General features: G+C 39.5%; 25 protein-coding genes. 12 read left to right on the top strand and 13 right to left on the bottom strand.

Annotated features, from left to right (window positions below):
* Positions 1–156 precede the first annotated feature (156 nt).
* A complete protein-coding gene (ptsP, locus tag BEGALDRAFT_RS09490; protein ID WP_002686050.1) occupies positions 157–1,887 on the bottom strand; it encodes a phosphoenolpyruvate--protein phosphotransferase in 1,731 nt (576 codons plus the stop codon).
* Positions 1,884–2,153 carry an HPr family phosphocarrier protein gene (locus BEGALDRAFT_RS09485; RefSeq protein ID WP_002686049.1) on the bottom strand — a complete coding sequence of 90 codons (270 nt, stop codon included), beginning with the start codon at positions 2,151–2,153 and terminating at the stop codon, positions 1,884–1,886. The genes ptsP and BEGALDRAFT_RS09485 overlap by 4 nt, the downstream gene beginning before the upstream one ends.
* 432 nt (positions 2,154–2,585) lie before the next feature.
* Here BEGALDRAFT_RS09485 and BEGALDRAFT_RS09480 point away from each other — a divergent pair, with 432 nt between their 5' ends.
* From BEGALDRAFT_RS09480 to BEGALDRAFT_RS09455, 6 genes are all read left to right on the top strand, one after another.
* The gene (locus BEGALDRAFT_RS09480) at positions 2,586–3,698 is read left to right on the top strand and encodes a S49 family peptidase (protein WP_002686048.1); all 1,113 of its coding nucleotides are present in this window, start codon (positions 2,586–2,588) and stop codon (positions 3,696–3,698) included.
* Between the two features lie 129 nt (positions 3,699–3,827).
* Positions 3,828–4,517 (top strand): ABC transporter permease, encoded by a 690-nt coding sequence (locus BEGALDRAFT_RS09475; protein ID WP_002686047.1) that lies wholly within the window; start codon positions 3,828–3,830, stop codon positions 4,515–4,517.
* 3 nt (positions 4,518–4,520) lie between these two features.
* Positions 4,521–5,198, top strand: coding sequence for an ABC transporter permease (locus tag BEGALDRAFT_RS09470; RefSeq protein ID WP_002686046.1), 678 nt, complete (start codon positions 4,521–4,523; stop codon positions 5,196–5,198).
* A 338-nt stretch (positions 5,199–5,536) separates the two neighbouring features.
* On the top strand, positions 5,537–6,601 hold the full coding sequence (locus tag BEGALDRAFT_RS09465; protein WP_040294934.1) for an extracellular catalytic domain type 2 short-chain-length polyhydroxyalkanoate depolymerase: 1,065 nt from the start codon (positions 5,537–5,539) through the stop codon (positions 6,599–6,601).
* Positions 6,602–6,643: 42 nt separating this feature from the next.
* Positions 6,644–7,720, top strand: coding sequence for an extracellular catalytic domain type 2 short-chain-length polyhydroxyalkanoate depolymerase (locus BEGALDRAFT_RS09460; RefSeq protein ID WP_002686044.1), 1,077 nt, complete (start codon positions 6,644–6,646; stop codon positions 7,718–7,720).
* A 96-nt stretch (positions 7,721–7,816) separates the two neighbouring features.
* Positions 7,817–8,365: a hypothetical protein gene (locus BEGALDRAFT_RS09455; protein ID WP_002686043.1), complete on the top strand. Its 549-nt coding sequence runs from the start codon at positions 7,817–7,819 to the stop codon at positions 8,363–8,365.
* Positions 8,366–8,431: 66 nt separating this feature from the next.
* Here BEGALDRAFT_RS09455 and moaC read toward each other — a convergent pair whose 3' ends face one another.
* The 7 genes from moaC to icd form a co-directional block, all read right to left on the bottom strand.
* Positions 8,432–8,911 (bottom strand): cyclic pyranopterin monophosphate synthase MoaC, encoded by a 480-nt coding sequence (gene moaC / locus BEGALDRAFT_RS09450; RefSeq protein ID WP_002686042.1) that lies wholly within the window; start codon positions 8,909–8,911, stop codon positions 8,432–8,434.
* Positions 8,908–9,471 carry a molybdopterin-guanine dinucleotide biosynthesis protein B gene (gene mobB, locus BEGALDRAFT_RS09445; RefSeq protein ID WP_002686041.1) on the bottom strand — a complete coding sequence of 188 codons (564 nt, stop codon included), beginning with the start codon at positions 9,469–9,471 and terminating at the stop codon, positions 8,908–8,910. Before mobB ends, moaC begins: the two co-directional genes overlap by 4 nt.
* Positions 9,471–10,118 (bottom strand): molybdenum cofactor guanylyltransferase MobA, encoded by a 648-nt coding sequence (gene mobA / locus BEGALDRAFT_RS09440; RefSeq protein ID WP_198284630.1) that lies wholly within the window; start codon positions 10,116–10,118, stop codon positions 9,471–9,473. Before mobA ends, mobB begins: the two co-directional genes overlap by 1 nt.
* Positions 10,096–11,076 carry a hypothetical protein gene (locus BEGALDRAFT_RS09435; protein ID WP_002686037.1) on the bottom strand — a complete coding sequence of 327 codons (981 nt, stop codon included), beginning with the start codon at positions 11,074–11,076 and terminating at the stop codon, positions 10,096–10,098. The genes mobA and BEGALDRAFT_RS09435 overlap by 23 nt, the downstream gene beginning before the upstream one ends.
* A gap of 54 nt (positions 11,077–11,130) precedes the next feature.
* On the bottom strand, positions 11,131–11,412 hold the full coding sequence (locus tag BEGALDRAFT_RS09430; protein ID WP_002686034.1) for a hypothetical protein: 282 nt from the start codon (positions 11,410–11,412) through the stop codon (positions 11,131–11,133).
* 149 nt (positions 11,413–11,561) lie between these two features.
* Positions 11,562–12,545 (bottom strand): Rpn family recombination-promoting nuclease/putative transposase, encoded by a 984-nt coding sequence (locus tag BEGALDRAFT_RS09425; protein WP_002686032.1) that lies wholly within the window; start codon positions 12,543–12,545, stop codon positions 11,562–11,564.
* Between the two features lie 276 nt (positions 12,546–12,821).
* Positions 12,822–14,585, bottom strand: coding sequence for an isocitrate dehydrogenase (NADP(+)) (gene icd / locus BEGALDRAFT_RS09420; protein WP_002686030.1), 1,764 nt, complete (start codon positions 14,583–14,585; stop codon positions 12,822–12,824).
* A gap of 325 nt (positions 14,586–14,910) precedes the next feature.
* On the opposite strand from icd, the gene BEGALDRAFT_RS09415 reads away from it, so the two are divergent.
* Both BEGALDRAFT_RS09415 and BEGALDRAFT_RS09410 read left to right on the top strand, forming a co-directional pair.
* Positions 14,911–15,951, top strand: a complete 1,041-nt coding sequence (locus BEGALDRAFT_RS09415) for a DUF2333 family protein (RefSeq protein ID WP_002686029.1) — start codon at positions 14,911–14,913, stop codon at positions 15,949–15,951.
* A gap of 63 nt (positions 15,952–16,014) precedes the next feature.
* Entirely contained in the window at positions 16,015–16,647 is a 633-nt protein-coding gene (locus BEGALDRAFT_RS09410; RefSeq protein WP_002686027.1) for a nucleotide-binding protein, read from the top strand.
* A gap of 22 nt (positions 16,648–16,669) precedes the next feature.
* On the opposite strand, the gene BEGALDRAFT_RS09405 is transcribed toward BEGALDRAFT_RS09410, so the two are convergent.
* Together BEGALDRAFT_RS09405 and BEGALDRAFT_RS09400 are read right to left on the bottom strand one after the other, a co-directional pair.
* Positions 16,670–17,095 (bottom strand): PaaI family thioesterase, encoded by a 426-nt coding sequence (locus BEGALDRAFT_RS09405; RefSeq protein ID WP_002686025.1) that lies wholly within the window; start codon positions 17,093–17,095, stop codon positions 16,670–16,672.
* Positions 17,096–17,116: 21 nt separating this feature from the next.
* On the bottom strand, positions 17,117–19,867 hold the full coding sequence (locus BEGALDRAFT_RS09400; RefSeq protein WP_002686013.1) for a HAMP domain-containing hybrid sensor histidine kinase/response regulator: 2,751 nt from the start codon (positions 19,865–19,867) through the stop codon (positions 17,117–17,119).
* Between the two features lie 385 nt (positions 19,868–20,252).
* On the opposite strand from BEGALDRAFT_RS09400, the gene BEGALDRAFT_RS09395 reads away from it, so the two are divergent.
* From BEGALDRAFT_RS09395 to hslV, 4 genes are all read left to right on the top strand, one after another.
* A complete protein-coding gene (locus BEGALDRAFT_RS09395) occupies positions 20,253–22,868 on the top strand; it encodes a hypothetical protein (RefSeq protein ID WP_002686011.1) in 2,616 nt (871 codons plus the stop codon).
* A 273-nt stretch (positions 22,869–23,141) separates the two neighbouring features.
* Positions 23,142–23,600, top strand: a complete 459-nt coding sequence (locus BEGALDRAFT_RS09385; protein ID WP_040294932.1) for a hypothetical protein — start codon at positions 23,142–23,144, stop codon at positions 23,598–23,600.
* A 20-nt stretch (positions 23,601–23,620) separates the two neighbouring features.
* Positions 23,621–25,540 carry a M48 family metallopeptidase gene (locus BEGALDRAFT_RS09380; protein WP_002686008.1) on the top strand — a complete coding sequence of 640 codons (1,920 nt, stop codon included), beginning with the start codon at positions 23,621–23,623 and terminating at the stop codon, positions 25,538–25,540.
* A 53-nt stretch (positions 25,541–25,593) separates the two neighbouring features.
* On the top strand, positions 25,594–26,136 hold the full coding sequence (gene hslV / locus BEGALDRAFT_RS09375) for an ATP-dependent protease subunit HslV (protein WP_002686007.1): 543 nt from the start codon (positions 25,594–25,596) through the stop codon (positions 26,134–26,136).
* 28 nt (positions 26,137–26,164) lie between these two features.
* On the opposite strand, the gene BEGALDRAFT_RS09370 is transcribed toward hslV, so the two are convergent.
* Entirely contained in the window at positions 26,165–26,491 is a 327-nt protein-coding gene (locus BEGALDRAFT_RS09370; RefSeq protein WP_002686005.1) for a HigA family addiction module antitoxin, read from the bottom strand.
* Between the two features lie 28 nt (positions 26,492–26,519).
* Positions 26,520–26,717 (bottom strand): type II toxin-antitoxin system RelE/ParE family toxin, encoded by a 198-nt coding sequence (locus BEGALDRAFT_RS09365; protein ID WP_081484164.1) that lies wholly within the window; start codon positions 26,715–26,717, stop codon positions 26,520–26,522.
* Positions 26,718–26,976: the final 259 nt, after the last annotated feature.

Below are 26,976 nucleotides of genomic sequence, written 5' to 3'. Positions count from 1 at the left end.
CCTTAAACCAAGAAATTAATGCGAATCACGCTTTTTAATCCTGCTAATTCTGAAAATTCTGTGAATTCTGGTTCAGACAAAAAAAGACCTGCTAGGTTTTGAAAACTTAGCAGGTCTTTATGTTTTAAAAAATGGTTGACGTTCTTAAGGGAAGAATTAACGGTTAATATGTTCTAGTAGTTCTAGGATATCTACATGTGCTGTTAAACGCATCAGCTTTCCTGCACTTCTTGCTAATCCTGTCATATCACTGTTGATAATAATTTGTTTAACTTCTAATAATGCTTCAGGATTTACGCTAAATGAGCGTAATCCTAAGCCCAGCAATAAACGCACGTAGCGACTATCGCTCGCCATCTCACCACACATACTAATGGGTTTTTCATGACGACTTGCCGCATCAATACTCATTTTAATCAGGCGTAAAACAGCAGGATGTAAGGGGTCGTAGAGGTAATTAACACTGTCATCAACACGATCAATTGCTAAGGTGTATTGAATTAAATCATTAGTTCCTATGGAGAAAAAATCAGAGTGAGGGGCATATAAGTCTGTACAGGCAGCCACTGCAGGTACTTCAACCATTGCACCGATAGGCATTGCTTGGTCAAACTTAATCGATTTACGGGCTAATTCATTTTGTACTTCACTGACTAAGTTACGAACTTGTAATAATTCTTGAATGCCTGACACCATCGGTATCATCATGCGCACTTGTCCAAAAGCAGAAACACGGGTAATAGCGCGCAATTGAATTTTAAACATTTTTAAGTCTCTTAAGCATAAACGAATTGCTCGTAAGCCTAAGGCAGGATTTGTCGCTGTGGATAGGTCTTGATAACGGACTTGTTTATCTGCGCCTAAATCTAAAGTACGAATCGTAACAGGTGTTCCTTTTGCAGCTCGAATAACCCGCAAATAAGCGTCAAAATGTTCTTCTTCTGAGGGGGGCGTAGGGCGATTCATGTATAAAAATTCGGTACGATATAAGCCAACGCCTTCACCACCCACTCGCCGCACGGCAAGCATATCTTCAGGGAATTCAATATTTGCTTGCAAAGAAATAGGCGTACCATCTTTTGTAATTGTTGGCGCGTTTTTTAATTTACCTAATGCAGTACGATAGCGTTTTTCATCCCGTTGCCGATTGCGATAGTAACGTAATGCTCGTTCATCAGGGTCAGCAATTAACATTCCCTGTGAACCATCAATAATTAAAGTTTCACCGTGTTGGACATAGGCACGTGCACGACGCAGCCCCACAATGGCAGGGATGCCTAAACTACGCGCTAAAATTGCCGTGTGAGAGGTTGCGCCACCAAATTCGGTGGCAAAGGCTACGATGCCCCGATGTTGCATCAATGCGGTATCCGCAGGGCTTAAATCATCTGATAAGACAATCGCGTGAGAAAGACTTTCAGTAGAAAGGTCTTCGGCTAAATCAGGATATCCACGTAGCACGCGCTGAATACGATTAACAACTTGAGCAACATCATCTTTACGTGATTTTAAATAAGGGTCGTCCATCTCATCAAAAACACGAATGAGATAGTCATGATGCAGTTTTAAAGCCCATTCTGCATTGCATTGCCGTTCACGAATCAAGCGAACTGGGGATTCGATAAAAACGGTATCTTCTAACATTAATAAGTGGGTATCGATAAATGCAGCAACATCAGAGGCAGTTTGCTTTGAAACTTGTTGTCGAATCCGTTGCAACTGCTCACGGGCGACATCAACTGCACCTTCAAAACGTAATACTTCCCCTTCTAGGCTTTGCACTGACAAGGTATATTCACCAACTTCGATATGATCGCGGTTAATAATATGCACTTTGCCAATGGCAACGCCTTTTGAAACACCAATACCATGTAGCGTTAAGCTCACTCTGCCTCTCCAAAGCGACTTTCAATCAAATCAGCGATTTCAGCCATCGCGATTTCTTCATCAATACCTGATGTCGTTATATCCACTTCTGTGCCTTTTGCAGCGGCTAACATCATGACTCCCATGATACTTTTGCCGTTGACTTCACGCTGCCCACGCTTAATTTTGATATCACTATCAAATGCGGAGGCAAGCTTCACTAATTTAGCAGCGGCGCGTGCATGAAGTCCTAATTTGTTCACAATGGTGAAAGTTTGTTTTAACACGGTTATTTATTTTTCACTCCTTATACTTTATTAATACTAGGCAATTTTTTTTAAACTTATCGTGTTATGGATAAAATTTCCATGTACTTAGCCATCGCAGACAATCTGCCTCCTAAACAGTAGGTCTGAAGCTTGATAAGCTCAAGTTAGCATCCCCAACATGCATCGACTTTTTTACACTGAGCCGTCATTCACATGAAATTTAGGGAAATAATCTATTTGTTTTTCTAGCAATATTACGTGTAAGGTTCAAAACATAACAAAGTTAGCCCAATGATTAAAGCATTCATAGCAAGCAATGTCGCTAAATGGGGTTAATCCCACCTTTGTTCAGCAAGGCAAACAACCCACATTGTATAATGTTGTATCTCGTCTTGTTTACGAAATTGATGGATTATTTTTACTGAAATTTATGCTCGTGGAGAGGTTTGCATGTCAATCATAACTGGCGCGTTTCGCCTTGTTGGACAGGTCTTTTTCGCCCTGTTGAGTCTTATTATTTTAATTGTCCTCGCCATTTTCTTTTTTACAGGGTTAGGCATCGGTATCGGTGCAAAACTACAGCAGGGGGAATTAACGGATATCAATAATATAGCGTCGCAATATACTTATATTGCAGGGAATTCACAAAGTCAGCAGTATTTATTAAAACTCAATATTAATGGGATTATACTCGGCAGTCCAAATACCGAATTCGGTTCTCTCTCCTTTTTAGCCACAGGTGTCACTTACGGCTATCAAATTCAAGAGCAACTGTTAAAAGCGGCAAAACATCCTGAGATTAAAGGTATTTTTTTACATATCCAGACCGCTGGAGGCACTATTTATGGTTCTCGTGCCATTTTTGATGGTATCAAAGCGTATCAAAAGGCAACCCAAAAGCCTGTTATTGCTTATATTGAAGGTTTTGCCGCTTCAGGTGGGGTTATGGCAATGGTGGGCGCGGATGCAATTTATGCGGATTATGGGAGTATGGTTGGCAGTATTGGGGTATTAGGGATTTCTCTCACTTATTTTAATAAACCCATTGCGACAGATGGCGGGGTAATGGGAGGCGGAATTGTCACTGAGGAAGGAATAGAACAATATCAAATCTTTGCGGGGCGCGGTAAAGATTTAGGCAATCCTTTTCGCCGTCCTACCGATGAAGAATTGCAAAACCTGCAAGCAGGTGTCGATACGGAATATACGAAATTTGTACAACATGTTGCTGAGAACCGTCAAATTAATGCAGATGTCATTCGTAATAAAATGGGGGCGCAATTATTCAGCAATGACACTGCCGAACAATATCATTTAATTGATGGCACATTAAACCGTCAACAAGCCATTGATAAACTTGCACAGCTTGCAAAGGTTGGTGATGATTATCAACTGGTTTACCCACAAACGGATGAAACGAGTTGGTTAGGACAATTACTAGTATGGGCACATCCAGCAACCCCCACAACAAACGCACAAACGCCACAACAAGTCTTATGTAACACTGTATTAACTGTTCCATTGGTTTATCATGGTGATATTCATCAAGTCTGTGCACCATAAGAAAAATAAGATTTAATAGCAAGTGGTTATGTTGACAACGACATAACCGCTTTATGATGAGTTAACGCACTAAATTCAGATTTGTTTTAGCGTTTATTACTGCTCAGTTTCTCATTGCAGGAGAATTGAATGTTTGACCTACACGGCTATGGCGCGAGCATTTTGGCAGGGGCATTACTCACGATAGAAGTTTCTTTATTATCTCTTTGCATTGCAACAGGTTTAGGCTTAGTGGGTGCGTTAGCAAGATTATCTACCTCAAAAATTGCTTCTAGCATTGCAATGGTTTACACCACTGTTATTCGAGGGATTCCCGACTTAGTGTTAATGCTATTGATTTTTTATGGGGGACAATTACTCATCAATCAACTAGCAAATGCGATTGGATATGATGATTATATTGATATTAATCCATTTATTGCGGGCGTATTAACGATAGGTTTTATCTTTGGCGCGTATATGACTGAAACCTTTAGAGGGGCAATTCTCGCTATTCCACGCGGACAATTAGAAGCGGCTTATGCATTTGGCATGACACGTGGGCAAGTTTTTTGGCGTATTTTACTCCCACAAATGATTCCCCATGCACTGCCTAGTTTTGGCAATAACTGGTTAGTGTTATTAAAAGCTACCGCGTTAGTTTCAGTCATTGGCTTAGATGATATGGTACGTAAAGCCACACTTGCCGCTGGCGCAACACGACTACCATTTACCTTTTATTTAGTGGTCGCGCTGGGATTTCTTGGCTTTACAACCGTGTCGATTCTCTGCTTAAAATGGCTAGAACATCGTTATCGAATTCATACTAAAACTATCTAAACCATGAACTTTAGTGTCATTATTGATAATTTTCACCTATATTGGGAAGGTTTAGGGCTGACAATAGAATTAGTCTCTTTATCCCTATTGCTGGGCATTTTCATTGCCATTCCCTGCGCCGTGTTAGCAACCTTAAAAAACCCTTTCTATTCAATCCCCGTTTTTGCATTCAGTTACTTCTTTCGTGGTACACCTTTATTAATTCAAATTTACCTTATTTATTATGGATTAGGACAGTTTGATTGGATAAAAGCGAGTATTTTTTGGCACTTTTTACGTGAGGCTTATTGGTGTGCATTATTAGCATTCACGCTCAACACCGCCGCTTATACGATAGAAATTTTACGCGGTACTATCGTCTCAATGCCTATTGGTGAAATTGAAGCAGCAAAGGCATTTGGTATGTCACCTACGTTGATATATCGTCGTATTATTCTACCAAGTGCGTTACGGCGCGCGCTTCCTGCTTATGGTAACGAAGTTATTTTTATGCTACATGCAAGTTCTTTAGCCAGTGTGATTACGCTGATTGATATCACAGGAGCGGCACGTATCGTTAATTCACGTTTTTACATGCCTTATGAGGCTTTTTTAACAGCAGGTGCATTTTATTTAGTTTTAACTTTTACCTTAGTATTTTCTTTTAAATACCTAGAAAAACGATGGTTAAGCTATTTATAAACCTAATTATTGAGATTTAGCTTTTATTCTATATTTCAAAGAAAAAATTTTTCCATCAATAATAGGTAATATTACTTATATCAGGGATTAAACCATATTTAAGGAAAAAATTTTTCATATAAAAAAAGTTATAATTCTTTATTTAGTGCATAGCAACAAAAATTTAAACGTGTTAGCATTATATGGCAAAAATGAACAAACCAAACATTGATTAATGTTTTTAATATCAGTGTATTATTGAGCAATGCCTTATATTCATTTTGCTGATGTTGTGTTTTAGATGTGTTGTATTTCCCTTATCGCTATTATTTCAATCTAAAAAGGTGATTATGAAATCTATGTCTTTAAAAACACTGACAGTTGCAACTTCTCTTATTCTTTCTTTTCCAATCTATGCGGAAACTGTCAAGTTACCGAGCTACCAAGCTGATTTAAGTCAAACAACCGTTTCTGGTATTTCCTCTGGTGCATTTATGGCAGCACAATTAGGCGTTGCCTACTCTGCTGAAATTAAAGGCATTGCTACGATTGGCGGTGGTTTATACTATTGTGCGGGTTCTGGTGAAACTAAGAACATGATGGATTACATCATGACTTCAATTAATACCTGCATGAAAGCCGCTAGTGATGCCCCTCCCCCTAATCCAGAAAAAGCCCTAGAAAAAGCTAAAACCTTAGCATCTGCACATCAAATTGATGATTTAGCAAATGTTAAAGCACAAAAAGTCTATTTATTTAGCGGTACTAACGACAAGGTTGTCAATAAGTTAGTGATGGATAAAACCCTTGAGTTTTATCAACTCGCAGGTGTTGCTAAAGAACAAATAAAATATATAACGGATGTCCCTTCTGGTCATGCGTTTGTCACAAATAACCCTGATGATTTAGCGTGTGAAACAACGGCTCCACCGTTCATTAGCAAGTGTGGTTTTTTTCAATCACATCAACTGTTACAACATTTATATACAGATTTAAAACCTGCTGTTGAAGCAGGCAAAACCAGCGGAACACTCGTCTCTTTTGACCAAAAAGAGTTTTTAGATTCGGATAAAACCAGCATGGCAGATGTTGCTTATGTGTATGTCCCTAAAACCTGCGAATCTACTGCTTGTAAAGTGCATATTGCCGTTCATGGTTGTACACAAAGCGCGATAGAAATCGGTGACAAGTTCTATACCCGCACACGCTTTAATGAAATGGCAGATGCGAATAATCTGATTATTTTATATCCACAAGTTTTACGTTCTACAGAAAACCCGATGAATCCAAAAGGATGCTGGGATTTTTGGGGGTATTCCAGCCCCAATCCAGACCAACCCGACTTCTTCTCTAAAGAAGCTCCTCAAATGCGTGCGATTATGAAAATGGTTAAGCGTTTAGGGGAAACAAAGGTAGCTCATTAAATAATAAAGCTGTTATCGACCACAAATCACTAAGAGGATTACATGATGTTTCCATCAAAAAAATTGACAATCACTGGGTTACTTGTTGCGTTGTTTTATCAAGCACCTGCTTTTGCAGAAGATAAACTTGCAGGTTATGATGCGGATCTCAGTCAAACAACCGTATCAGGCATTTCTTCTGGTGGGTTTATGTCTGCACAATTAGCAACCGCTTATTCTAGCCTCATTAAAGGAGCTGGAATTGTTGCAGGCGGTCCTTTTTATTGCTCTGGTTCAACAGGCGCAAGAACAGCGATGGATTTTATTAACTCCTCTATTAGCACTTGTATGGGGCCTGCGACATCAGCCGTCGCGCCAAAAGCAGACAAGGCTTTAAAAAAGGCGAAGGAGTTGGCAACAGCGGGTAAAATTGATAGTGTTGATAATTTAAAAACGCAAAAAATTTATATTTTTACAGGGTCTAGCGACACCGTTGTTAAACCCATTGTTGTTGAGCAAACCTATAAATTTTATCAATTAGCGGAAGTTCCTGCTGACAATATTAAGTTTGTCAATACGGTTAATTCGGGTCATGCGCTGATTACGGGGAGTGCAGAAGATGCGGCATGTCCAACAAATGTACCGCCCTTTATCAATAACTGCGGATTTTTCCAATCCACTGACATTCTGACGCATTTATACGGTAAACTGAATCCTGCTGCTGAGATTGGTAAATTAAGCGGTAAAATTGTGGCGTTTAACCAAAGCGAGTTTGTGGACAGTGATAGAAGCAGTATGAGCAGTGCCGCTTATGCTTATATCCCTAAATCTTGTGAAACCAGCAAATGTAAAGTACACATTGCGTTACATGGTTGTTTCCAAGGGGCGCATGAGGTAAATGATGTGTATTACACCCATACCCGTTACAATGAAATCGCGGATACGAATAACCTGATTGTTTTATATCCACAAGCACAGGTTTCTAAAGAGATTCCTTTAAACCCTATGGGATGTTGGGATTTCTGGGGATATTCTAGCAAAGATCAAAATTCCCCTGATTTTTATAGCCATGATGCCCCACAAATGAAGGCAATTATGAAAATGGTGAGTCGTTTAGGTGAGCCTAGAGCCGCTCATTAAACGTTAATCGGCTTTAAAGGGACAATCGTTGAATATTTGATTGTCCCTGAGTAAGTTGTTATTTCTTTTTATTCAATTTTTGAAAGGTAATTGACGATGGCAGCAGAACTTCCTACCCAACAATGGGCAAACTTTAATCAGATGTATCTGAATGCGTTTAAACAGCTCAATGAAGCAGGGCTGAACACCATGAATACGCTGTTGCAAAACCAAGTTAAAATGGGGCAAGTTGCACAGTTAATGCAAACCACATTAAATTCTTTCCAAGACTTTAATCAAATTAATACTTCTACAACCAACGATTTGCTAAAACAACAAATCAATGCCGTTGATTTACAAACCCCCGTCAATGCCGTGAAAGAATTAACGGAACTCAGTACTGTTAGATTTACAAACATTATGAATCAACAAGTTGAGTTGCTCAATCAATGTATGACTGCTAGCGCGCAATCACTGGAAACATTAAAGAAAGCCAGTAGCAGCACAGAGATGATGAATGTGCAATCTCAATTAGCCACTGCATTGCAAGACAAAATCAAGATGACCGCAGGCGCGGCAATGATCGAATTGCAACGTTTTGGTTCAGATTTGCAAGTGTGGACACAAAACACATTAGATAACTTAATCGAAACTTCTAAAAAATAAGCGTCTCTCTCGCTTTATTTTGATATTTATTTGTAAAAATCCCCTCATTGATTGGCGAGGGGATTTTTAAGCCTCTCGTTCCCATACCCCTGATTTTCCGCCCGCCTTCTTTGTCAATTGTACCCGCTCGATACACATGCCACGGTCAACCGCTTTACACATGTCGTAAACAGTGAGTAGGGCAATTTGTACTGCCATTAAGGCTTCCATCTCTACCCCTGTTTGCCCCTGTGTTTTCACCGTTGCTTGACAATAAACGGCTTGTTTATCAGGTAGTGCTTGTAAATCAACGCTGACATGACTGAGCATGAGCGGATGACATAAAGGAATTAAATCGCTGGTTTTTTTACTTGCCATAATCCCTGCAAGGCGGGCAATTCCTAATACATCGCCTTTTTTATGCTCTCCCGCCATAATTAATTGCAGGGTCTGGGCTTGCATGGTAATAAATCCCTCTGCAATAGCGGTGCGTTGTGTACTGGCTTTATCACCAACATCAACCATATGGGCTTCGCCTGCGGCATTAAAATGGGTTAGTGAGTTCATAGCGATTTATCAATAGGGCTGGCTTGAAAACAACGAATGATATTTGCCTCAATAAATTGCACAATGTCGGTTGCATCATTCAGGTCTAAGCGTGGTAAAGTGGTTTCAACAGGCAGGGGCGCGTCGGACGCAATGGCGATAATAGAGGCATCATTAGGAAAAATTAAGGCTTTATTTAAACTAGGGCGATACAGTTCAATTTTGGGGAATTGTTCATGTTTAAACCCTTCAACAATGACTAAGTCTAATGTTTCTTGATTTAAATGCGGTAAAACTTGATGTAAATAAGGTTCATCAGTTTGCCCTGTCTCTGTCATTAATACCCAGCGTTGACGAGAGGCAATTAATAATTGTTCGACCTCGCCTTCTTTACGTATGCGATAGCTATCTTTTCCCGCTTGGTCGATTTCAAACTGATGATGTGCGTGTTTAATCACACCAACCCGTAACCCCTGCGCTTTTAATAAAGGGAGAATTTTTAAAATGAGGGTGGTTTTACCTGTCCCGCTATAAGCGGCGAACCCCACTAAAGGGACTTTAATCAATGGATGTAAGGACATTATGACGCTTGTAAACGTTCAACAATCGCTGCTTGTTCAGCAGGCGTATTAATATTTAAAAAAGTATCGGGGCTATCTGCAAAGTCGACCACTGTCATGGCTTGTGATTGATACCAACGGTCAATTTTACGCTCACCATCTGCCAGAAATTGGCGTAATGCCGTTAATAATTGTCGTTTGATTAGCGCGAAAACGGGTTGTAATTTCCCATCTGGAGAAGTAGCAACACTGATGTCGGCTTGTGCCGTTTGTAATCCTGTATATAAACGCTCGGCAAGGTTTGGTGTAATTAAGGGCGAGTCGCAGGGAACAAATAATACATACTCTGTTTGTGCATTATGTAATCCGCTTAACATGCCTGCTAAAGGTCCTTCATAATTGCCGTAATTATCAGCAACAACCATGCATTCTCCCAGATGTGCATATTCCATCTGATGACGATTTGCATTAATCAGCAGTGTAGAAACCTGCGGGCGCAATACATCAATAACATACTCAATCATTTTACGCCCATTAATCTCAATCAAGCCTTTATCTTGCCCGCCCATGCGTACAGCACGACCACCCGCAAGAATAACGCCTGTTATTTGTTGTTGATAATGACTTTCTTCCATAGAATATAAATTAATTAATTTCTTGTAATTCAAAAATATCCGTTAATAATACGCGATAAGCAAATGCACTTGGCGTTATTTTTTGTTGAATGATTAATTCTTTTGATGAAACACCAATTAAATAACCTTCTTGAACATTTCCATCTAGTTTTGTAATACGTATCCGTTTCTTTAAAAACTGTTGTGCTTGTTGTAAATCAATCGCAGGTTTTTCTGTCGTAGCAACTTCAGTGTCTGAGGAAGGTTCAGCAGTTTTATTTTTTTCTATCGCTTCTGCGGCTAAAGCACTGCTTTTATTTGTATTTACTCGTGCTTGTTGGCTTAACTGGTTTAAAAATGCCTCTGTAATCGTTGCTTTATGATGTGGGGTTTCTACTTGCATGGCTAACGATTGCCCTTGTTCCCCCTGTCTTACTATGGTTGAACAATTCAAGGCTTGCTGTTCAAAATAAGCAAGGCGTGCTTGTTCAGTGGGTTTAAACGCAACCGTATTATTTTGTTGTAGCTCCATAAAGGCAAGATATTTATCGGTTAGACAACGCATATCTGTTTGACACTGGCAAATAGCACGACTTGCTGTGGCAAATTGTTGAAGCACAGTAAAACGGGCAACTAATGCTTGCACGGGCGGTGGTGATAAACGCGCACTTAATCCAAACGCCCAAACCATGATAAACATAAAAACGGCTGAGACACCTAACCCACCCCCCATAATCATGATGCCATTTGCGGGAGAAGTACCCAGTAAACGCATAAAAATGAAAATGGTAATGCCTAGTGCTATCAGCAATAAAAAATATGCCCATGAGCCAATGAGATAACTGAGCAACCAAACAATGAGTAATAGTAACCACGCACTTAATAACGCTAAAAGACACCAACGCAAGCGTGTCCGTTTTGCTGTAAACCGCACGGCTAATAAATGAACAGGGTAAACAGCAACCGCCGTGCTTACAAATACTAACAAGAAAATTAAAAATAAAAGACTCACGTCGGTCTTCCTACCAAGGCATTATCGAGTATTTTCTAATTATCGCGGGATTTTTTACTGCACTGTACTAATAGGCTTTTTAATACCACCAACGAGTACAAGATAAGATTGAGCTAAATCAATCGCATATAAAATATTATACGTATAATCCCCATACATTATATGCAACTCGCCCATCTGAGCCTGTTCAGTTTGCGCCCGTTGCAAGGGAAGCGTTACCAACGTTTCGGGATTTAATAATTGAATGAGCACTTGATGGATGGCAGTTTGCTCATCAACGGCGAGCAATTCCCACCAACCCACAAAACCCGCAGTATAGTGTGGTGTTAATTTCATGTTTGCAGTATGGCGGGCAGCGACGTTTTTTGCAATTGTTTCAGTTGATATGCCAACTCAGCAGATTTTAAAACATGTATAGTAAACGTACCATAAAGTGATTTAAAGTTAGGGCTGGCAGTCCTCCGCATCGCTTTATAGTACATTTACTATAATCGTTCAATTTCTTCGCATGTTAATCCCGTCGCAACCATAATAAGCTCAAGAGGGACATTGTTTTTCTTCAGTGCTATTGCGACTTTTATTCTTTCTTGTTCGATGCCTTGTTCAATTCCTTTTTTGACACCTTGCTCAATCCCTTGTTTAACCCCTTGTTCGATACCTTGCTTAACGCCTTGCTCAATCCCTTTTTTAACGCCTTGTTCAATCCCAATCTCAATACCCTTCTCCATCCCAATCTCAATCCCTTCCTGTTTAGCGGTATCAAGCACATTGATGAAATCGCGGTAGTATTTCAAACTCAATTCATACGCATGGCGGTCTTCATAACTCATGTTCGCTAATTTCGCTAACGCAAAGGCTTCTTCAATAATATCGCCTTGAAATTCTCTCGGCATATCGTCAAATGTCACTAATTCACGCAGAAAATATAACCACCATTCCAGATGGTTCGCTAATTCAGATTCTTGCTTTTTAAACTTCGCCATTTCTATGTAAATGAAGTTCAATTTCTTAAACGTGACTTCTTTACTGTAAATATCGGTAAGTTGTCCAAAATGTAAGTAATGGTCATCAGGAAAACTGGCTAAAGAGAAGTCTAAAATCCCAATGAAATAAATCGGGGTTAATTCAAAATCCCATTTGCCTTTTTTGGCTTGGTCTTGAATTAAGAAACTGGCGTAATAGGTAGCGCGGTCTTGAAAGTGTTCTTGTTTCGCACGTTGTAATTCAACAATGAATTCCTGATTTTTTTCATCACGGCAATAAATATCAAAGATGGCACGTCGGTCTTCTTCTAACATGCCGAGCTTTTCGATATTTTTAAATTCTAAGCTGACAATTTTGTGTTTGATGGGGAGTAAATCATTGAGGAAACTGATGAGTAGGGGTTTACTTTCTTCACTGCCGAAGATTTTTTTAAAGCCAAAATCGGTGAAGGGGTTGATGAATGTGCCTAGAGATTTGTCGGTCATGTTGATGTTTCCTCATGCTTGGGAAGATATAGTAAACGTATCATAAAATTATTTAAATTTAGGACTGGCAGTCTTCCGCATCGTTTTATAGTGCGTTTGCTATAGTAACCTTACCATAAAGTGATTCAAATCTAGGACTGGCAGTCCTTCATGTCGTTTTATAATACGTTTGCTATATTAATTTTCTCTGATGTTTAAATAAAAACCCCCATCTTTTTAAAAAAGACAGGGGTTTTTATCACAGATACATAAAGTCAACTGTGTTTAATTACTGATTTACTCTGGAATCCAGCCAAATTCTTCAACGGTGCGGAACACGTCGGTATCGCTGACAATCCCAATCGGCGCACCATCTTTTTCAACCACAACACGACGGATATTATTATCCGTCATGATGCTGACGCAATCATGTAAAGATGTATCGACAGGTACCATTTGTAAAGGTTTAGTCGTGACTTCAGCCACTTTCACGCTAGCGGGTGAACGGTTAGCGTGAATGATTTTTGTCAACACATCTTTTTGTGTCATGATGCCCCACTTGCCATCAGCATCAGGATTCACAATTAAGCTACTGATGTGATGTTTACGCATTAAGTGCATGGCTTCTTCGACAACAGTGCTGCCATCGATAGAAATCAAGTTCGCAATCATGATATCGCCGACAGTGTGCGGGGTACGTCCAGAAGCAACCATTGCGGCTTGAGGGTCAGCAACCCGTTTTTCTTCGCGTTCTTTACGCTCTTGCTCAACGGCTTGACGACGTTGGCGACGTAATTCTTCAAAGTTTGCTGTGCCTTGAATTTGTGCAATTAAGGCATCACCAAAACCGCTGGTAGAAACTTCAACCGCGCCGTCCATTTGACGGGCAAAGTCATAAGTGACTACTTTTTGCTCAATGACTTGAGGATAAGCCAAGCTGATTAAATCAGCCGCTTCTTTCCAGCCGAGGTATTCCAACATCATCACGCCACTGAATAATAATGAACCGGGGTTCACTTTATCTAAGTTAGCGTATTTAGGTGCTGTGCCGTGAGTTGCTTCGAAAACTGCCACGTGGTCGCTGATGTTTGCACCGGGAGCAATACCAACCCCACCGACTTCAGCGGCGATTGCATCAGATAAATAGTCGCCGTTTAAGTTCATAGTGGCTAATACGTCGAACTCGTCAGGACGTAACAGCATTAATTGGAAAATAATATCGGCAATACGGTCTTTAATGACGATTTTGCCTTCAGGTTGTTTACCACCAAACTTGCTGTATAACTCTTCTTCGGTGATGGTGTACTCGCCAAACTCTTCACGAGCGACTTCATAACCCCAGTTACGGAAAGCCCCTTCCGTGTATTTCATGATGTTACCTTTATGCACTAAGGTAACGCTTTCACGATGGTTATCAATGGCATATTGAATAGCTTTACGGACTAAGCGTTTACTACCAAAGGGGCTAATGGGTTTAATCCCTAAACCGCAATCATCAAAGAATTTTGCTTTCATTTCTTCTTTGAGGAATTTTTCCACTTTACGCATTTCAGGAGAACCTGATTGGTATTCAATACCTGCGTAAACGTCTTCGGTATTTTCACGGAAAATCACGACATCAACTAATTCAGGATGACGTAAAGGAGAAGGAACACCTTGATAATAGCGGACGGGGCGGACGCAAGAATATAAATCTAAGTCTTGACGTAAAGCGACGTTTAAGGAACGAAAACCACCACCGACAGGGGTTGTTAAAGGCCCTTTGATGGAAACAACTAATTCTTTTAATAAATCACGGGTTGCATCAGGGAAAATGTTGCCGTCGTACATTTGCGCGGCTTTTTCACCCATGAATAATTCCATCCAATGAATCTTACGTTTTCCACCATACGCTTTTTCTACGGCGGCATCCCAAACACGTAAGCAAGCTTTAGTAATGTCAGGACCGATACCATCCCCTTCAATGTAACCCAGAATTGGATTATCGGGCACTACCATCTTGTTATCTTTAATTGTAATTTTTTGACCGTTTACAGGTAAGGTCAGCGTTGGAGCTGGCATAGTTCCTCCGTTATGGTTAAGGCATAGACAGGGTGAGAAAACAGTTTGAAGCCTTATAGTTTAATATATAACCTTATAAAATCGTATCCATAAATAATATTTATTTTGCAATTACCCTATTTCCTATCATCGTGCTTGCTACCGTTTGTTTTTTGCGGTGGTGCGACAGATAGCTGATAAAAAATATCCTTGTAATTGCTAATGGATATATTATGACTATCCGCTGATTATAAAGTAGTTACGATTAATTTTTTATAAAAGGTAGAAAAAATAATTGATTGGACTTATTAAGAAAATACTTATAGGGTAAAACGGAGCGTTAAACATGACTGATTCAACCGTGACAACAGAAAAAGTAACTTGGTTTCAACGGTTTTTAGGGTTGGGATGGATAGGGCGCGGAGTGGGAATTGCGCTGATTTTAGCGATAGGGTTATTTATTCTCAGCATTTTTTGGAGTATTGAACCTGCTCACTTTGATGTACAAGCAGTTGCACAAAATTACGCAACAGAACATAAGGAAAAAGTGGTTACGGGTTATATCAGTACCTATACCCTCATGGAAGTTGCACGCCGTGGATTACTTGATAAAGCAGGGGGATACTTAAGTAATGACAAATTCCCCCCCGCATTATTCATGGATAATATGCCTAATTGGGAATTTGGCGTATTACAACAAGTTCGTGATTTTAGCCAAATCATGCGCAATAATTTCAGTCGTTCCCGCACAGGTGGACAGGAAAATGCAGAATTAGCCATTGCACAACCTAAATTTAACGTTGATAACGCCGCATGGTTATTTCCTAGCGCAGAAACAGAATATCGAAGTGGTATTAAAGCCCTAGAAAAATACCTGCATAAATTAAGCGACGAGAAAAAACCCGAACAATTTTACACCCGTGCTGACAGTTTACGCACATGGTTAGATACGGTCACACTCCGTTTAAGCAACTTATCACAACGCTTAAGCTCCAGTGTTGGCGAATCTCGTTTAAACATAGAGTTAGCAGGCGACCCCGTCGGACGTAGTGCAAGCCCACAACCTTTAAGCACAAAAGAAAAAACCCCATGGACAGAAATTGATGATGTTTTTTTCGAAGCACGAGGGACAAGCTGGGCACTGATTCACCTACTGAAAGCCGTAGAAATTGATTTTAAAGACGTGCTCGTCTCAAAAAATGCACTGCCACTACTGCGTCAAGCCATTAAAGAATTAGAAGCTACACAAGAAACCGTTTGGAGTCCTATGATATTAAACGGCTCAGAGTTTGGATTATTCGCCAATCATTCGCTGGTTATGTCCTCCTATATTTCACGAGCACAAGCTATTATCAGCGAATTACGCGAATTAATGCCACAAGGTTAAAACCGCTTAACAAAATACCCCTCGTGAGACACTCATGAGGGGAAATACAGAGGAGAAATCGCCATGATAACCGTCATCGGCAATTTAAAAGGTGGTTCAGGAAAAAGTACAGTCACTTTTAATCTGGCTTTATGGCTACGACAAGCAGGGAAAAGCGTCACCGCTTACGATTTAGACCCACAATCTACCCTCTGCGATGCGGCACAAGTGCGCAAAGAAGAAGGTTATGAACCCGCTTTAACCATTCAAACCCGTCATAACAAACTCGAAAAAGACAATAGTGAACAAGAAATTCTTATCGATGTCAGTGCAGCAAATATGGCAGGGATGAAAAAAGCCTTATCCCTTGCTAATCGCATTATTATCCCTGTATGCCCCAGTCAAGCCGATTTATGGTCGACGCAACGTTTTCTCCTCACAATAGCTAGCCTGATTAATACCAACGCCCCACCGCCTCAAGTACTCGCCTTTATCAATCGCGCCGATACCCATTCCGCCATTCGTGAAACAGAAGAAACCGAAAACGCATTAAGCAGTCTGCAAGGCATTCGTGTGTTAAAAACACGGCTATGTCAACGTACCGTTTACCGTCGCTCTTTTAGCGAGGGTTTAGCCGTTTACGAACTAGAACCAAGTTCTAAAGGAGCGCAAGAGTTTGAAGCCTTTGCACAGGGAATTTTTGGCAATTTATCGTAATTTTTTATTGTGTAATCAGTATTTAACCGCCACGCCGAATATAACTTAAGGTATGATGGGTTAATAACTCACCTTTTAAATTCATGCATTTAGCAATTCCAAAAATAATCCGTGCGCCAACTTTGAGTAGTTCTGCTTGACATAAAAAATCTTCTTGTTTTGCCCCTTTTAAAAAAGCCGTTGTCATTTCTGATGTTACTGACATTTCAGCGTGTTTAAACTTTGTTAAAATGGCAAACCACATAGCAGCATCAGCCGCTGCCATGTATAAAGGGCCACTGACAACCCCACCTGGTCGCTCAAAGGCATGATTAAAGGGAACACGCAAAGTGCAAACCCCTTCGCTGATACGCTCTACTTGAAAGCCATAAACATGTAAAAAAGGCTTATCATCAATAAGTTGCTGTAACTCTGCCTTACTCAATCCTGCTAATGGGGTATGCATCATGATGCCCTCTCGTGCAATTTATTATTTTTCTTGGTTGACTCGTTTTACATATTCTTCTATTAATTGACAGATTTCATCTAATTGAAATCCTTTCGCTAATTGGCGAATCTGATGGATAAAAGGTTGTAACACTTGTTCTGTATCTTCATTCTCTAACGTATTTAATTGTTTGAAAATACCATTAATATGTCCCATCGTGGCGAGTTCATGTAAAGATTGCAGAATAAATACAGAAGGTAGTGGGATTGCTTGTGGAGTTATCAGTTGTTCTTTATCGTCATGTGTAAATAAAGGGTCTATGGTTTTAACAGCCATATGCGGCTGTGAACCAGCATATATCCATGTTAATCCTAATAATTCTGATAAAACATTTAATAATTCTTCTATTTTAATGGGTTTGCTTAAAAACGCATTAATTGTGAAAGAAAAAGAATCATCCAGTAAACTGCTGGAATCTGCCACAATTGGAATATTTTTTAATTCTGGTAGCTTACGTATTTGACGGATGACCTCAAAGCCATCCATCACAGGCATGACAAAATCTGTAATTACTAAATCAGGGTAATATTGTTTAGCTTTTTCAATGCCATCTAAACCATTAATTGCTTCAAAGACATCAAAGCCTAATGGTCTGAGTAGATTGCATAATAGCTCTCGATTTTCCCAATGGTCATCAATCACTAAAATTTTACGGCGTATGCCAACATAACCCGTAACCATGGCATATTTATCGAATTTTTCGATCTCGTGTTCTGCAACTTCTGGTAAATGCAGAATAAAACTGAAACAACTGCCTTTTCCAACTTCACTATTAACTTTTAGTTCTCCGCCCAACATTTCTAATAGGTGTTTGGTAATTGCCAGCCCTAACCCTGTTCCATCAGGACGATATTTAGGGTCGCCTACTTGTTTAAAAGGTTCGCAGATATGTTTCAAATCGTCTGCTGCAATGCCAATGCCTGTATCTTTAACTTGGAAATGTAAGCAGTCACCTTGATAACTGACACAAAATGTAATGCCGCCGCGATGAGTGAATTTAATGGCGTTACTGAGTAAGTTGATTAAGATTTGTCTTAAGCGTTTTTCGTCCGTACAGATAAAACGGGGTAATGGAGTGAGTACTTCATACCAAAAACTCACATTTTTTTGTTGTGCATTATTCGTAAAGTAGCTGACTAGCCCCTCTAATAGTTGGATTAAATTGAAGTTGGTAGGATAAATTTCTAGGCGATTGGCTTCTATGCGGGTTAAATCCAAAATATCGTTAATCAGGGTTAATAAGTATTCGCCACTGCGTTGAATGGTTTGAATGCCTTCTTGTTGTAAAGCGGTTAAATTTTCATCGTCTTCTAAAATTTGGGTGTAGCCTAAAATGCCATTTAAAGGTGTTCGTAATTCATGGCTCATGGTTGCTAAAAAGGTGCTTTTGGCACGGTTAGCGGCTTCTGCGGAGGCTTGCGCTTGGGTACGGGCGATGATTTCATCCTCTAAATTTTTAAAGGAAATGCGCAGTTGTTGTGCCATTTGTTGAAAAGAGTTTGCTAATTCGCCTAATTCATCTTGGCGGGAAATTTGGAGCAGTGGCTGGGATTGCCAATCCCCATTGGCGAGCGTTTGTGCCGCGTGATTGAGTTCTGTAATTGGGCTAATAATCCAGCGGGTAGTTAAAAATCCGATAAAAATCGCAACTAATAAGGCAAGTAGCGATAATATAATGGTTATTCTTGTGCTTTCGTGAATCTGTGCCATAAAGTCTGATTCAGGAATTAAGACAACGATTAGCCAATCTAAACCGTAGTTGTCTTTGTAGGGAGTTACTTGTAAAAAGTAATGTTCGCCTGACCACGTAATATCAAACTGTTGTTCTTCGGTAATATTGGTAAATTGTGATACTGTTTCGAGTAAACTTTGTGCGGTATAACGGGTTAAGTTATTGTGACTTTCCATCACGTTTAAGCGTTTTTTTGTGTTGTCATCCCCCATTTTGAACAGTTCTTCTTCTGTTGAGCTTGCGACTAATAGACCGCTTTTACGCTCAATCACAAACATTTGTCCTGTCTGGCTTTGTTTTAAATTACTTAAAAAATCACTGATATAGTCTAAACGTAAGGTACTGGCTAAAATGCCTAATGGTTTTTCATTGTGATCAATAACAGGAATGCTTGCTGTTAATTGTAAGGCGGAGGTATCTAGGGCGATAAAAATATCACTCCAATACAGCCCATGATGTGTCATCGGATTGGTGTACCAAGAACGGGTGCGGGGGTCAAAGTGGTTAGAACGGGCGATTTCTTCATTGGTGTAATAATCGTAATTAATGAGATTGAATTGTGTTTTTTGGCTAGAGAGTGCAAAACTAAATTTTTCGTTTTCAATGCGGCGAATGGCTAGAAAATCTTTTTCTTCATTCGCCATGGCTAATGAATTCACCGTTTTATAAGTATGAATTTGTTCACGGAAAAAGACTTCCCATTGTTTTAAATCCTGCATTTTAAAGAAACCTTGTTTTACAAGGGTTAAATTACTTTGCACGATGTATAAGGGGGTTGATAAGTAGCTGGCTAAATTGTCTTGAATATTTTTAGTGATTTCACTACGTAAATTTTTGCTTAATTTTTCAATGGCTTCTTGTCCATTAGAAAAAGAGAGCCATGCAACAAGGCTGGCTGTTAGCACCAGTTGAATAAGGAATGGAACGGTTAAAATAATCCGTAGTGGAAATGCTGAAATGTAATGAGTCGTTTTTTCTAAAATAGCGTTAGTATTCCACATAAATAATTCCAACCTTCCCTATATTCAGATGTGCTATCTATGGATAGTGAATAGTCCATTTTAAGCATTCTTTATTCTTTCTTTGTTAAAAACTTGAGTGGGCATTATTAGAAAATATTGAAAGTGTCATAAAACAATGGTTCATCTTTATTATTATTAAATATTAAACCCATTCTCATACGTTATAACAAGTTAAGCCTCAAGTTTTAAACAAAAACTATACCGTATTTATCTTAAATTATTGTAAATATATTGTTTAAAAAAGTGGCATAACATCCTATTTGTAGTAGGCTTTAAATAAGTAATGGAACTATTCAACAGCGAATTTAAAAGAAATTAGTGACAATGAATAAGACTACTCAAGCTGTTATCACAAGGAGGCTATATGCGTACCTTAAGGCATTTTTTATCCTTTTTTAGCTATATTAGTTTGTTGTTATTAAGTGGATTGGTAGGGAGCAGTTCTGCATTTGCCATTAGTTATCCCCTATTAGAAGGGGCGATGGGCATGGATACACAGGGAGAGTTGTTTTATCCAGATGTCCAATTTTCTGGGGGGACTGCAATTAATGGGCAATCCACTTATCAAACGCAAATTTCACAAAAATTAACGGATACAGCCGATGTTGTTGGCACAATTCAAGTTGCCCCAGCGGATGTCGGCAAGCAAGCGGATATTTTTGTGTTCGCGGTGACAACGCTGGAAGGCTTTTCAGAAGAATATTATTTTATGTTAGGCGCGAACCTATATATCGATTTATGGGATCAATATACCAATACCATTGTGCCATTTATGCCAAAAGTTACATTAGGAGAGCAGGAAAGTTTTACTATTTATAGCGGTAGATTTTTCTATGCAGGACAGCTTGATGTATTTTTTGGCTATCGTTTAGCTGATGGCACGTTTATTTATAGTAATCAGCCTATCATTATTACGATTAAGAGTAGCAGCACAGAGCCAGACCCGAATGAGCCTGATATACCAACAACAGACAATGACCCCATTAATGGCATCTCAGCCTTAACAACTTATCGCTTTACTGGTCAAGAGAGTAAAACCCTTGTTGGTACAAGCACAGAATCCGCTTCAGGATTTAATTGTACAGGCACGGTAAACAGTGCTGACCAAATCGGACGTTTAGCCCTTGTTTCTCTGTTTTATGATAATGGGTGTTATACGGATGGACGATATAACAATAACAATTATTTAGTTGATAAAGGTCTAGTTAGTAGCTCAACACAACAGCAATTTGAAGCGTATCGTATTTCCCCACCTACTGCGAAAGCACAATCGTTTTTAGCGTCTCAACATGCCATTTATTATCAATTTCCAAGTCAAGTTGATTACAACGTTTATCGCTTAGATAGTTCAGGCTTAAATAAAGTAGCCAGTGTCAGTGCGGCAAATATTCAATTAAATCAATGGACACCTATCAAAACATTGATAGTCAGTGAATTAAGCGAAGCAGTGACTTATGTCATGATACCCGCCAGTCAAAACATAAGCGCGTATCCCAGCATTGCAACGGGCATAGAAGCGGCACATTTAGCAACAACAAGTTTAGGTACACCGTTTAAATATCGGTATAGCCTTAATGGTTTTCCGTTTGATACAAAAACAGACTTTCCTTATAGTCCGAATCAATGGCAAAACATTTATGCACAACCCCGTCAATTTTTCTGGGTCAGCCGTAGCGATGGGCAAAAAGGCGTTATTTGGCAGGATAAGAATAGTAACAATGTACAAGTCACATGGTTAGCGAACGATTTACGAAGCTACAGCACACAAGCGTTAAACACCAATGGGGCAATGCTTGTCGCAGCAACCAGTGACGGCAACGGCTCATTGTATGTCTTAACGATACAAACGGGTGACGGTAGTAGTAATAACAGCGCACGCACAGCCATGTTATATAAATTCGCGGAAAGTGGGATGTTAAGCACGATGCAAACCCTAGATACTTCAAAAACTGGGTTAAATATCGTCAGCTTTAACACGGATAATGTGGCGAGTTTACGTTACAGCCAAGGATTGCTAGGACTTATCATTGGACGCAAAATGCACGCGGGTAATGATGGTTTAAATCATCAAGGGGCAATTGCCGTTGTTTTTGATGCTAATTCTTTAAGTTTGCGGAAGAATTTTGGGCAAACATCAGGACATTCTTTTGAAAATATCCTGACTGTGAATGCACAAGCGGAATTTATTGGCGTGGACTTAGGCGATAACTATCCGCGTGGTATTCATTTACACCGCTTCACCGATAGCCGTATCGATTCCCGTGTAGTGTACACGTTTAAAACCGAGCATGGCACGAGTGCCACAAATCCCGCAGGTAATAGCTATCCTTTTTATGCAAGCATCAGTGATAGCACACATCCTTATTATCAATGGTCAAATGACAATCGGGTTTATACCGAACTGGGTGGCGTGATTGAAGGACAACAGGGTTATACCGTAGTGTTTGCAGGCGAGAAAAGCCCGACAGGGGTTGCTTTAGACAATAGTCGTGTGGGTAACTATCTCAATGACCCGCGCAATATCGGACTTGTGCAAGTGGTTAAAGATTTTGCCAATGTCAGCACAACTGATAACAATGTTGTTCCTGATGGTTTGGTAACAACGAATGGTCTAACAGAAACGGGTGGATTCTACACTTTTAACGGTACATGGGCAGCACAACGTAATACAGGCATTGTTTGGCTAACAGATTATCAGGATAAAACAACTGCTAACGTTTCGCGCCTTAAATCTCTCAAACTGAACGATGGCAATATCTTGTTATTATGGGAATTATGGACAAATAGCCATTACGTCAATACTTACGCCCTAAAAATTACCGAACAAGGGCAAAAACTCAGCGAAATTACCGCACTGGGTACAGAAGTTCGCTTGCAACGTACTGACGACATTTGGCTAAATAACAACAGCGTTTATATTGCTAATGGTAATAAAATGGAGCAAAAGCTAGAAATCATTGTGTTGCCTTTAGCAAACTAGAGGTCATGATATTATAATTTAAGAATCATCCCCTTCTTTAACTGAGGAAGGGGATGAACTTAACCATACCATCTAAGGATAAATTATGATGAACTATGAACAACTGCGATTAGAGAAAGAAGCACGACATGCTAACTATTACAAACATATTGAAGATATTATGAAAGGAGTATGCCCACCCAATTCTGCGATGCGCTCCTGTAAATATAATAATGCACGTACATCTTCACATAAATTAGTCCATCCATCTTCGCTTAAATCTGCTTTATAAGCATGATTGACTATTTATCACCATTTGAACAGTTATATCAACTCAATTCCGAAGCCTATGCAAAACTAGATGAACTTAGTCGCCCTCCTATTGCTTGCTTGAAGAGCCGCCTTGCTAATCATGCTAAACCACATATAAAACCACAATCTCTTGAACGTACACGAATACGCCTTCTGATAATGCCTATTATTTATTACCTTCAAGACCAATTAATTGAAAATGGTTTCCGCCAAACTAAAAAGCAAATCGATTTATTAATACAACTAATTGAATCACAAGAAAGTATTAACTTATCTCTATTACATCAGATTTATTTAATAGAAATACTAGAATTTTTTGCAAATCCGCCTGAACCAATAACAGAATTACCAACACATTTCATACAAGAAGAATTACCTAGATGTTTAACGAAAATTTCCACGAAAATAGAAAAACGGAGAGCACGACTTAATCATGTTTAGCATTCAACTAGGAAAAACAAATGCTAACAGTTGATTTTTTTGGACAACAAGACCAAGCACGACAAAAAACGCGCTGGTTAATTATCTACTTTATCATTGCGTTAATTGTCATTGTGGGTTTTATTAACCTCACTTTTTTCTTGTTGGGGGGAATATTTCATTTCCACCACTATAGTTTTCTTCAATGGTGGAGCAGTTTGCCCAGTCATTGGATAACAGGCATTACCCTAAGCATTATCATAGGGGGAACAATACGCCGTTTGTATCAATTGCGCGAAGGTGGAGAAGCACTCGCCATGCTCATTGGTGCAATTCCTGTAGAACTAGATACCTATCGTGAAGAAGAACGGCGTTTAATGAATGTTGTAGAAGAAATGGCAATTGCGGCGGGCATTCCTGTCCCTAAACTCTATGTGTTACAAAAAGAATACGGCATCAATGCCTTTGTTGCAGGCTATCGCCCTTCAGATGTGACGCTGGTTGTCACCCGTGGCGCGTTAGAACAACTAGACCGACGTGAACTGCAAGGCATTGTTGGACACGAATTTAGTCATATCTTACATGGTGATATGCGTTTAAATTTACATTTAATCGGTATTCTTGCGGGCATTCTTGCCATTGGACAAATGGGCTTTTATATCTTTAGTGGTGGTACTTATCAATATGAAAATCGGCTAAACCGTGATTTACGCAACGTCTATTTTTTTCCACTTGCTTTGCCATTTTCCATCCTGCTCGTGAGTTTAGGCTATATCGGCGTGTTTTGTGGCAGAGTTATTAAAGCCGCGATTTCCAGACAACGTGAATTTCTCGCTGATGCCGCCGCAGTCCAATATACCCGTGACCCTGCGGGCATTGTGGGGGCATTACTAAAAATTAAAGGTCATTACATCGGCTCAAAACTCTACAATTATCGTGCAGAAGAAATGAGTCATCTATGTTTTGGCTCTACATTCAGCTTATCGCGTTTACTCTCAACTCATCCGAGTTTAGATGAACGGATTACCCGCATCGACCGTGCGTATCCTTATCGTTTAAAGTTTGGCAAATTGGGTGAAAAAACCACCAGTCAATACACAGCCCCGTTAAGCGAGGAATATCTCGGTTTAAATGACACACTCACGTCTTCAGCCCCAACACCGACAACGGTTAAAACCGTCATTGCCTCAATTGGTAATCCAACCCCTGAGCATTTAGCTTATGCAACAAATATTTACCAACAAATTCCCACTGATTTATTAACCCTCGTACATCAACAAACAGGGGCAAAAATTCTAATCTACGCCTTATTATTTCAAGGCAAGCCGACAGACAGACAAGTACGGGAAACATGTTTAAGTCGAGCAGAATCAACAGAGATTTTGCAACAAGTGATTGTTGTACGCCAACAATTGGATAAATTGGGCGATAAATTTCGTTTACCTTTACTAGACCTCGCGTTGCCTGCCTTGAAAAAATTACCCTATCAAGCGCGTACCCAATATTTAGAAACAATTCAACAGTTAATTCAATCAGATGGTAAAGTAAGTTTGTTTGAATATGTTTTAGAAACTATTTTGCGTCATCAGTTAGAAACATCATACTTAAAACCCACGTTAGGACAAAAACGTTACACACAATTAGCTGATGTACTTCAAGAAATCAGTATCATCCTCTCGTTATTAGCCCATGTCGGCAGTGGTAAAACTGCCTATCAACAAGCCTTAAAAACCCTAACGCCGCAAAAACTTCCCTTTCTTTCGATTGCCATGTGTAAACCACATCAACTAAACATTGCAATCAGTCATTTACAGCAACTTCCGCCCCAATTAAAAAAACAAGTTATTGATGCCTGTACAACCTGTATTCTTGCAGATAATCAAGTAGAAACGACCGAATTAGAAGTGTTGCGTGCTATTGCTGAAAGTTTAGATTGTCCCATGCCACCATTAATTGGATAATGAAGATGAGAGTAATAAAATAATGAATGATTTTTTAATATTGAGGCGATGCTGTGGAACAATTTGACGGAACAACAATTTTATCAGTGCGACGTAATGGGCAAGTTGTGATTGGTGGCGATGGACAAGTCACATTTGGCAATACCACCTTAAAAGGAAACGCCCGTAAAGTAAGACGCTTGTATCAAAATAAAATCATTGCAGGATTTGCAGGTGGCACAGCGGATGCGTTTACCTTATTTGAACGCTTTGAAGCAAAATTAGAAAAACATCAAGGGAATTTGACCCGCTCAGCAGTTGAATTGGCAAAAGATTGGCGTACTGACCGCATGTTACGCCGTTTAGAGGCGATGCTTGCCGTTGCTGACCAAACCGCTTCATTGATTATTACAGGAAATGGGGATGTCGTTGAGCCTGAGCATGGCATTATGGCAATTGGTTCAGGCAGTATGTTTGCCCAATCAGCCGCTCGCGCTTTGTTAGAAAACACAGAATTAACAGCGGCAGAAATCGTCGAAAAATCCTTACATATTGCCGCTGATATTTGTATTTACACCAATCATAATTTAACCATTGAAGTGTTAAATGCGGGGTAAACAATATTGTTAAAGCGTGCATCATTATTTAATGAGCACGTTTTCCCATGCTTGAATATGGGTGAATGGTTTCCAATATTCTTGTTTCATTCTGGCGTTGCTGTGCCTGATATAAATCCCAACGCAATTGTAAGTTCATCCAGAACTCTACTGATATGTCAAAGAATTTTGCTAAACGTAGCGCAATATCAGGTGTTATGCCTTTATGTCCATTAATAATTTTATTAATAAAAGAATGATGAATATGAATATGAGTTGCTAAACATTTTTGACTAATACCCATTGGTTTCAAAAACTCTTCTAATAGCATTTTTCCTGGGTGGGTAGGCACACGGTGAGTAGGTACACGAACCATGTTTTAACTCCTGTGTATCTATGAATATCTAATGATAATCAATAATTTCAACTTGCTCAGCACCAGAATCTGTCCATATGAAGCAAATTCGATATTTATCATTGATACGAATGCTATGTTGACCTGCTCGATCACCAATTAATGTCTCTAACTTATTGTTAGGTGGAATACTTAAGTCACGTAATGAACTAGCAGAATCAAGTTGGTCTAAATTTTCTAACCGCAACGTCCCAAATGGTAGATGGAGATATTTTTCTTGCTAATTTAGTGTTTTTACCATTAAAAATATCTTCCGTTCCGCTGTTCTTGAATGATTTTATCATGATGTGTTCTTTTCTTATAAGAAATTATAAAATGGCATAACGTCTAATAGGAATTAGAGACATCTCGTCATTTAATTCTTGTAGAAAAGTTATCATATCTCGTATTGGTTTTAAGCTACGCACCTATAATTGTAATATAGATGCGCTTTGCTAAAAGCTGTG

The sequence above is a fragment of the Beggiatoa alba B18LD genome, assembly GCF_000245015.1.
Classification (GTDB): Bacteria; Pseudomonadota; Gammaproteobacteria; order Beggiatoales; family Beggiatoaceae; genus Beggiatoa; species Beggiatoa alba.
This window is presented reverse-complemented; position numbering and strand designations above follow the sequence as displayed.